This window comes from Vibrio sp. Vb2131 (assembly GCF_033338535.1).
Taxonomy (GTDB): domain Bacteria; phylum Pseudomonadota; class Gammaproteobacteria; order Enterobacterales; family Vibrionaceae; genus Vibrio; species Vibrio alginolyticus.
The window spans coordinates 1-635 of sequence record NZ_JAWOSW010000095.1 but is presented as its reverse complement, the minus strand read 5'-3'; the positions used below and the strand labels follow the sequence as shown (position 1 = coordinate 635).

At 47.1% G+C, this 635-nt stretch carries 1 protein-coding gene; it reads right to left on the bottom strand.

Translation table 11 applies throughout. The features are described 5' to 3' along the window. Positions 1–142: 142 nt before the first annotated feature. Positions 143–635, bottom strand: a 493-nt coding sequence (locus R7E38_RS23060) for a phosphopantothenoylcysteine decarboxylase (protein WP_318082168.1), incomplete at its 5' end; no start/stop codon positions are given.

The window sequence follows — 635 nt, the reverse complement described above, 5'->3', positions numbered from 1 at the left end:
ATACAAAGTTGAGCGGAGGGGATTATAAGATGCTAAGTCGCATCACACTAGACTGCTGAGGGCGGAATGGGAGATTTAACACCCTCAGTTGTCATGTTTAGACTAAATTTGTGCCAGTTCTTAATTAGAAAATAAGTGCGAATTACATCAATTCACGCATTTTCTCGAGGATTTTGAAGCTCAGGGCTTCTTTTGACTCTAGAGCTAATGCAAGCTCACCATCAGGCCAAAATAGGGTGATGGCGTTGTCATTACTATTGAAGCCTTGGCCTTCGACTGACACATCGTTAGCGCAGATCATATTGAGGTTTTTCTTCGCTAACTTTCCTCGGGCATAAGTTTCGACATCGTTGGTTTCTGCTGCAAAACCTACCGTAAATGGGCGCTTGTCAGTCAGTGCTGCGACGGAGGCTACAATATCAGGGTTTTTCACCATTTTGATGGTCATCTGATCGTTGTCTGCCGTCTTTTTCAACTTTTGAGACGCAATGGCCTCAGGTCGATAATCCGCTACTGCTGCGCAGCGGATGACCGCATCGTGACTGTTGGCTTGAGCCATCCCGGCCTCATACATCTCTTCTGCGCTAGACACGTTAATGCGCTCCACTCCCATCGGTGTGCTCAGGTTGACAGGG